Genomic DNA, 7,173 nt, shown 5'->3' on the forward strand with positions numbered 1-7,173 from the left:
GACCGAGGATCTTTATATTTTTTCCCGCAAGCTCGCGAGCACCGGCACGCTTGATGACGTGCTTTGGGCAACGGCCTTCCAGATTGCCTCGATGCTCAAGGTTCGCGTTGTCCTGCTTCTGCCTGAGGACGATACGATCGCGGTCAAGGCCGGATATCCGCCGGATGATACGCTGGACGATGCCGATATCGCCGCGGCCCGCTGGGCCTGGGAGCACAATCATGCTGCCGGACGCGGCGCTGACACGTTGCCAGGCGCAAAACGCCTTTATGTGCCGCTTAGGACCGGGCGTACAGCGGTCGGCGTGATCGGGCTCGATAGCGACCGCCGCGATGGCCCGCTGTTTACGCCCGAACAGCAACGGCTGCTGGATGCGCTCGCCGACCAGGCAGCGCTTGCGATCGAACGCATTCAACTCGTCGCCGATGTGGATCGTGCCAGACTCGCTGCGGAAGCCGATCGCCTACGCTCCGCCCTGCTCACTTCGATCTCCCACGACCTGAAAACGCCGCTGGCTGCAATCCTCGGCGCATCCGGCACGCTGCGCGACTATTTCGAGTCCATGCCGGCAGAAGACCGTAACGATCTTCTGACAACGGTGATCGACGAGTCAGAACGCCTGAACCGGTTCATCGCCAACCTGCTCGACATGACAAAAATCGAATCCGGAGCGATGGAGCCGAACTACGGCCTGCATTATCCGGGTGACATCGTCGGCAGCGCCCTCAGGCGGGCGGCAAAGATCCTCAAACACCACAGGACCGAAGTGACCATTCCGGCCGACTTACCGATGGTGCGTGTGGATCCGGTGCTTTTCGAGCAGGCGCTCTTCAACCTCCTCGACAATGCCGGCAAATATGCGCCCGAAGACACGGTGATCCGGGTTGGGGGCTGGGTCGACTCGGGTTCCGTCGTTTTTCAGATCGCCGACGAAGGCCCCGGCATTCCGCCCGGCGACCTCACCCGCATCTTCGACACCTTCTACCGCGTCCGCAAGGGCGATCAGGTGCGAGCCGGGACGGGCCTCGGCCTTTCCATTTGTCGCGGCTTCATCGAAGCGATGGGCGGAACGATCGTCGCCGGAAACCGCAAGGACCGCGCCGGCGCGGTATTTACCATCCGTCTGCCGATACCTCATGACATTCCAAAACTGGATGAACTCAAATGACCGGCTCAGCCGTGAAAATTCTCGTCGTCGACGACGAGCCGCCGATACGCAAACTGCTTCGCGTTGGCCTAAGCGCCCAAGGCTATGAGGTGCATGAAGCGCCGAACGCCACAAGCGCCTACGCAGCCGTGAAGGAAGATGCCCCGGACCTCATCGTTCTGGACCTTGGCCTTCCCGACAAATCGGGTCACGACCTGCTGCGGGAATGGCGGGAGGATGGCCTATCTGTGCCCGTCGTCATTCTCTCCAGCCGCACCGATGAGGCCGGCATCGTAAAGGCGCTCGAGACCGGGGCCGACGATTACGTCACCAAGCCTTTCGGCATCAACGAGCTTGGAGCACGCATCCGCGTCGCACTGCGCCACCGCTTGCAGCAGCAGGGCGAAAAGGCGGTCTTCCAGACTGGGGGCCTTTCCATCGATCTCGTCAAGCGGATCGTCAAGGTGGACGACAAGGAGATCAAGCTGTCCCCGAAGGAATACGACATTCTTCGCGTGCTTGCGCAGCACGCCGGGAAGGTGTTGACGCATCAATTCCTTTTGAAGCAGGTCTGGGGACCGGCTGCCGACGTTCAATATCTGCGGGTATATGTGCGGCAACTGCGACAAAAGGTGGAGCAGACCCCGGATCAGCCGCAATATATCACCACCGAGACCGGTGTCGGCTACCGGCTCAGAGAGCCGGATTGAATTCCGGCATCACACATCCCGTCGATAGACAACGGAAAACATGAATCTCGCACATATCATCCGGCCGGAACATACTTTCGTCGGCGTTTCGGTGCCCACGAAATGGCGCGCGCTGCAGAATCTCGCCGAAAGAGCCGGCAAGGCGTTCGGTATTGAGGAAAAGACCATCCTTCAGGCGCTGGAAAGTCGCGAAAGCCTCGGCTCGACCGGTATCGGCAATGGCATCGCCGTGCCGCATGCCGCAATCGCCGGCATGACGAGCCCGCGCGGCCTCCTGGTGCGCTTCGCGCAACCCTTGGATTTCGAGGCCATAGACGATGCACCGACGGATATCGCTTTCATGCTGCTTTTCGGCGAGAGCAATCGCGGTGAATACCTCAACGTGCTTGCCGCCATTGCACGGCGCCTGCAATCGGAAGGCGTCCTCGCTTCCATGCGGCAGGCCAGAAACGTCGATGAGTTCTATGCGAGCTTCATCGGCGATTCTCGATCATGAGGAAACGCCCGGGGAGACGAAGACTTTGGCGGCCGCTTCCCTGATCGTCTGGATCAGGATCGACATCGGCAGTGAGGGGTTGGGCTCCGTGCGCATCGTAAGGCCAACCGGCCCCTTGGTTTCGCTCGTGTCGATAGGAAGGATGCCGAGCAATCCGTCGGCGATATCCGTCGCCACCACGCCCGCCGAGATGATCCAAATTGCCTCGCTCGAGCGAACGAAAGCCCGGCCGAACGAATCCGACACTGTCTCGATCTGGTTCGGCAAATCGGCGACACCATTGGCAATCAAGAAGCTCTCTACGAAAGGCCTGATGATCGATGCCTGGGTTGGCATCAATACCGTATAGTCACCAATTCTCGAAAAGATCGGCTGCTTGGCAATCAGCAGAGGATGCCCTGCCCGCACGGCGAAGACCACCTGCTCAGAATAAAGGTGCTCAAAGGAAAAGCCGGCCATCTTTTCGGGCGCAGCAAGCCGCCCGACGACGAGGTCGAGATCGCCGACACGAAGCTGCTCGAGGAGCACCGCATTTTCGCCCGTGACGATCTTGATACGGCTCCAGATATTCTCTTTGAGAAACAGGTTCATTGCAGGTGGCATAATGTGCGTCGACACTGTTGGAAGCGCGCCAACGCGGATCAGGGGAGCATTCCCAACGCGCTCGTGGGTCACGCTGTCGAGCCCTTGCCGGACGGCGGTTAATGCTGTGCCTGCATGCCTCAGGAACACCTCGCCGTAACGCGTGATCTTGATACCCCGCCCGTCGCGCTCGAAAAGCTTGACACCCAGCGCCTCCTCCAGCTCACGGATTGTCTTCGTCACGGCAGGCTGGCTGACATGCATGAGCCTGGCGGCCTTCATCACGCTTTTCTGGCGGGCGACCTCGACAAAGGCCTGCAAATGGCGGAGCTTAATTCGGCTATCGATCACGACCTCATAACCTCCGAGTTATTCGAAATCCAAAAAAGATCATTTTACATAACCGAATTAAACATTCAATTTCATCTCTGGAGGAAGTCGCTGTGCAATTTGCCCATATCAACGATATCGCCATTCACTACCAGATCATTGGCGGACCTGCCGACAAGCCGGTCATCGTCTTTGCCAATTCGCTCGGCACGGATTTCCGCATCTGGCGGGATGTGGTCATGCGGCTGGCAGGCGATTTTGCGATCGTGCTGTACGACAAACGCGGCCACGGTCTTTCCGATGTCGGCCAGGTGCCATATTCGATTGAGGATCATGCTTCCGACCTGATCGGTCTGCTCGACACGCTGGAGGTGAAGCAGGCCTTCATCTGCGGCCTTTCAGTGGGCGGCCTCATCGCCCAGGCGGTTTATCAAAGACACCCGGAGCTTGTGCGCGGTCTCATTCTTTGCGACACGGCCCACAAGATCGGCACGGCCGAAGGCTGGAACGCCCGTATTGGGACGGTCGCCGACAACGGCATCGGCAGCATTGTCGACGGCGTGATGAAACTCTGGTTCACACCGGCATTTCGGCGTCCGGAAAACACTGCCTACCACGGCTACAGAAACATGCTCGTGCGCCAGCCGGTCGAGGGTTATCTCGCGACCTGCGAGGCGATCCGTGATGCAGACTACACCGAAGCCGCGAAAAGGATTGCTGTTCCGACGATCTGCATCGTCGGCGATCAGGACGGTTCGACGCCACCGGACCTGGTGAAATCCACCGCGCAACTGATCCCGAACGCCCGCTTCGAAGTGATCCGCGACGCTGGTCATATCCCCTGCGTCGAACAGCCGGAGGCGCTCACAGCCGTCATCCGCGCCTTCATTGATTCCGCATTGCATGGAGAAAAGAGCCCATGAGTGACACTTCGCTTCCTTCCGAGCGGTATCGGCAGGGTATGGCGACCCGCCGCGCCGTCCTCGGCGATGCCCATGTCGACCGAGCGGAGGCGAGTTCGACTGCCTTCGACAGGCCATTTCAGGAGCTGATTACGGAGGCGGCCTGGGGCCATCTCTGGTCGCGGCCGGAGCTGACCAAGCGCGAGCGTTCGATCGTGACCATTGCTCTGCTTGCCGCTCTCGGTCAGGATGACGAGGTTGCCATGCATGTGCGCGCCACCGTCAATACCGGCGCGACGCGCGAGGATATCCGTGAAGCGCTGCTGCATGTGGCGATCTATGCGGGCGTGCCTGCAGCCAATCACGCGATCAAGATCGCCAAGCAGGTCTTCGAACAGATGGATGCCGAAAGGGCGGCATAAGAGGAAACCATGACCGATATACCGAACCGCAAGCCAGAGATCGGCGCCTTCTTCGCCCGCGACCGCGCCTGGCATTCGCCGGCCTACACACCCGGCTACAAGACCTCGATCCTGCGTTCGCCGCAGCGCGCCCTGCTGTCGCTCGACGGCACCATCTCGGAGATCACCGGCCCCGTCTTCGGCCACTCGATGATTGGCGAACTCGACAACGATCTGATCCAAAACTTCGCCAAGCCCGGTGAAAGCGCCATCGGCGAGCGCATCATCGTGCATGGCCGTGTGCTCGACGAACGCGGCCGGCCGGTGCCGGGTGCGCTCGTCGAATTCTGGCAGGCCAATGCCGGCGGACGCTACCGCCACAAGAAGGAAACCTATCTTGCGGCGATCGACCCGAACTTTGGCGGCTGCGGCCGGGCAATTACCGATGAGGAAGGACGCTATTTCTTCCGCACCGTTCGCCCGGGCGCCTATCCATGGCCGAACGGCGTCAACGACTGGCGCCCGGCCCATATCCACTTCTCGATCTTCGGCCACGGCTTTTCGCAGCGGCTGATCACGCAGATGTATTTCGAGGGCGATCCGATGATCTGGAAGTGCCCGATCGTCGGCACGATCTCCGACAAGGCGGCCATCGAGCAACTGATCGCGCCGCTCGATTGGGGCAACACCATCCCTATGGATTCGCGCGCCTATAAGTTCGATATCGTGCTGCGCGGCCGCCGCTCGACGATGTTCGAAAACAAGCTGGAGGGCAACTGATGACTCAGGAACTCGGCTATCTGAAGGAAACCCCGTCGCAAACGGCAGGTCCCTACGTTCACATCGGCCTGACGCCGAATTTCTGTGACATCGGCGGCGTTTACGAGAACGACCTCGGAACGAAGATGGTCAACGACAAGACGCTCGGCGAGCGGATCACCGTGACCGGCCGCATCTTCGACGGCGCAGGCGCGCTCGTCCGCGATGCCGTCGTCGAGATCTGGCAGGCAGACAGCGCCGGTCTCTACAACAGCCCGGCGGAAATGCGCGGAACCGCCGATCCGAACTTCACCGGCTGGGGCCGCTGCCCGACCCGCGCCGACGACGGCGTCTATAGCTTCGAAACCGTCAAGCCGAGCAAGGTACCGTTCAAGGACGGGCGGAAGATGGCACCGCACATCACCTTCTGGATCGTCGCCCGCGGCATCAATATCGGCCTGCATACACGGATGTATTTCCCCGAGGAGACCGACGCCAACGCGGCAGATCCGCTGCTCGCCCGGATCGAACATCGCGAACGCGTCGCGACGCTGATCGCGGCTAAGGACGGATCAGCCTATACTTTCGACATCCGGCTTCAGGGTGACGGAGAGACGGTGTTCCTGGACATTTAGCTGTGAGCGCCTCTGTCTTCGACCACCCCTTTCTTTCTGGCCTTCTCGGCGACGAGGAGACGGCTGCCTATTTCTCAGTTGACGCGGATATCCGCGCCATGCTTGCCTTCGAGGCGGCGCTGGCGAAAGCAGAGGCGGCGCATGCCATCATTCCGCTCGGCGCCGCTGCGGCAATCAGCGGCGCATGCTCTTCGTTCGCTCCCGACCTTGCGGCACTTCGCAATGCCACGGCGCGCGACGGCGTGGTTGTGCCCGAACTCGTACGCCAGCTTCGCGCTGCCGCGGGTGATGCGGGGGCGCACGTGCACATCGGTGCGACGAGCCAGGACGTGATCGATAGCAGCCTGATGCTGCGATTGAAGCCTGTCGCATACCTCTTTGCCGGCCGTCTCGTGGCTATCGATGCGCACGTTACGGCACTGGAGGCAAGTTTCGGCAACCTGCCGCTGATGGGCCGGACGCGCATGCAGGCGGCCATCCCCATCATGGTCGCCGACCGGCTGCGGGCATGGCGCTCGCCGCTCGAGGGCTATCGCGAGAAGCTGACAGAACTGCGCTTTCCGCTGCAATTCGGTGGCGCGGCGGGCACGCTGGAAAAGTTCGGCGACAAGGCCGGGGCCGTGCGGGCTTCGCTCGCGCAGGAGCTCGGCTTGACGGACCTGCCGCAATGGCAGAGCCAGCGGGCCGGCATTGCCGAATTTGCCGGCCTACTGTCGCTGATCAACGGAAGTCTCGGCAAATTCGGCCAGGATATCGCGCTGATGGCGCAGGCGGGCGACGAGATCGCCCTCAGCGGCGGCGGCGCCTCCTCGGCGATGGCTCACAAGCAGAACCCCGTGGCGGCGGAGACGCTGGTTGCCCTTGCGCGGTTCAACGCGACGCAAATTTCCGCCATCCACCATTCCATGATCCACGAGCAGGAGCGCTCCGGCGCGGCCTGGACCCTCGAATGGATGGTTTTGCCCCAAATGGCCGTGGCCTGCGGGGCAGCACTGCGGCTCGCCCAGGATCTTGTCGGCAATATTCGCCGCCTCGGACCGCCACCAGCTTAAATAACGCCGAAGGCACCATCGGCGATCAACCAACGTAGGACGCTGCAGTTGGAAGATCGCCTATGGGCATTAATCGTTGGCAGAAGCTCTGCCAAGGTGCCTGTCCGGAAACACCAGCGACTTGATGACGACCGGAACGGCCCCGGAGGTCTCCAGCAT

The 7,173-nt window shown here is 61.2% G+C and carries 9 protein-coding genes; 8 read left to right on the forward strand and 1 reads right to left on the reverse strand.

The annotated features are described in order from the left end of the window. The 3 genes from ACPYOJ_RS33350 to ACPYOJ_RS33360 form a co-directional block, all read left to right on the forward strand. Window positions 1–1,168 (forward strand): sensor histidine kinase (locus ACPYOJ_RS33350; protein ID WP_481420069.1); only part of this gene is annotated, 1,168 nt, incomplete at its 5' end. Further along, complete coding sequence (locus tag ACPYOJ_RS33355; protein WP_168830230.1) at window positions 1,165–1,857, forward strand: response regulator transcription factor; 693 nt, start codon at window positions 1,165–1,167, stop codon at window positions 1,855–1,857. The genes ACPYOJ_RS33350 and ACPYOJ_RS33355, both read left to right, overlap by 4 nt. Before the next feature lie 40 nt (window positions 1,858–1,897). Beyond that, the gene (locus ACPYOJ_RS33360) at window positions 1,898–2,353 is read left to right on the forward strand and encodes a PTS sugar transporter subunit IIA (protein WP_168830229.1); all 456 of its coding nucleotides are present in this window, start codon (window positions 1,898–1,900) and stop codon (window positions 2,351–2,353) included. On the opposite strand, the gene pcaQ is transcribed toward ACPYOJ_RS33360, so the two are convergent. Next, complete coding sequence (gene pcaQ / locus ACPYOJ_RS33365) at window positions 2,348–3,286, reverse strand: pca operon transcription factor PcaQ (RefSeq protein ID WP_481420070.1); 939 nt, start codon at window positions 3,284–3,286, stop codon at window positions 2,348–2,350. The two genes, ACPYOJ_RS33360 and pcaQ, sit on opposite strands and share 6 nt — an antisense overlap. A 92-nt stretch (window positions 3,287–3,378) precedes the next feature. Here pcaQ and pcaD point away from each other — a divergent pair, with 92 nt between their 5' ends. Genes pcaD through ACPYOJ_RS33390 form a run of 5 tightly spaced genes read left to right on the forward strand, consistent with a single transcriptional unit; the run spans window position 3,379 to window position 7,014 of the window. After that, the gene (gene pcaD, locus ACPYOJ_RS33370) at window positions 3,379–4,188 is read left to right on the forward strand and encodes a 3-oxoadipate enol-lactonase (RefSeq protein ID WP_481420071.1); all 810 of its coding nucleotides are present in this window, start codon (window positions 3,379–3,381) and stop codon (window positions 4,186–4,188) included. Continuing rightward, complete coding sequence (gene pcaC, locus ACPYOJ_RS33375; RefSeq protein ID WP_481420072.1) at window positions 4,185–4,589, forward strand: 4-carboxymuconolactone decarboxylase; 405 nt, start codon at window positions 4,185–4,187, stop codon at window positions 4,587–4,589. The genes pcaD and pcaC overlap by 4 nt, the downstream gene beginning before the upstream one ends. Before the next feature lie 9 nt (window positions 4,590–4,598). Then, the gene (pcaH, locus tag ACPYOJ_RS33380; protein WP_481420073.1) at window positions 4,599–5,348 is read left to right on the forward strand and encodes a protocatechuate 3,4-dioxygenase subunit beta; all 750 of its coding nucleotides are present in this window, start codon (window positions 4,599–4,601) and stop codon (window positions 5,346–5,348) included. Then, window positions 5,348–5,962: a protocatechuate 3,4-dioxygenase subunit alpha gene (pcaG, locus tag ACPYOJ_RS33385; RefSeq protein WP_481420074.1), complete on the forward strand. Its 615-nt coding sequence runs from the start codon at window positions 5,348–5,350 to the stop codon at window positions 5,960–5,962. The genes pcaH and pcaG overlap by 1 nt, the downstream gene beginning before the upstream one ends. A 2-nt stretch (window positions 5,963–5,964) precedes the next feature. Next, window positions 5,965–7,014: a 3-carboxy-cis,cis-muconate cycloisomerase gene (locus ACPYOJ_RS33390; protein WP_481420075.1), complete on the forward strand. Its 1,050-nt coding sequence runs from the start codon at window positions 5,965–5,967 to the stop codon at window positions 7,012–7,014. Window positions 7,015–7,173: the final 159 nt, after the last annotated feature.

It is taken from the genome of Rhizobium sp. SVR5-9E (assembly GCF_056755095.1).

What these genes read in the sequence shown, in the direction of transcription:
- ACPYOJ_RS33355 (WP_168830230.1), top strand. Translation starts at nt 1,165, where the DNA reads ATGACCGGCTCAGCCGTGAAAATTCTCGTCGTCGACGACGAGCCGCCG.
- ACPYOJ_RS33360 (WP_168830229.1), top strand. Translation starts at nt 1,898, where the DNA reads ATGAATCTCGCACATATCATCCGGCCGGAACATACTTTCGTCGGCGTT.
- pcaC (WP_481420072.1), top strand. Translation starts at nt 4,185, where the DNA reads ATGAGTGACACTTCGCTTCCTTCCGAGCGGTATCGGCAGGGTATGGCG.
- pcaH (WP_481420073.1), top strand. Translation starts at nt 4,599, where the DNA reads ATGACCGATATACCGAACCGCAAGCCAGAGATCGGCGCCTTCTTCGCC.
- pcaG (WP_481420074.1), top strand. Translation starts at nt 5,348, where the DNA reads ATGACTCAGGAACTCGGCTATCTGAAGGAAACCCCGTCGCAAACGGCA.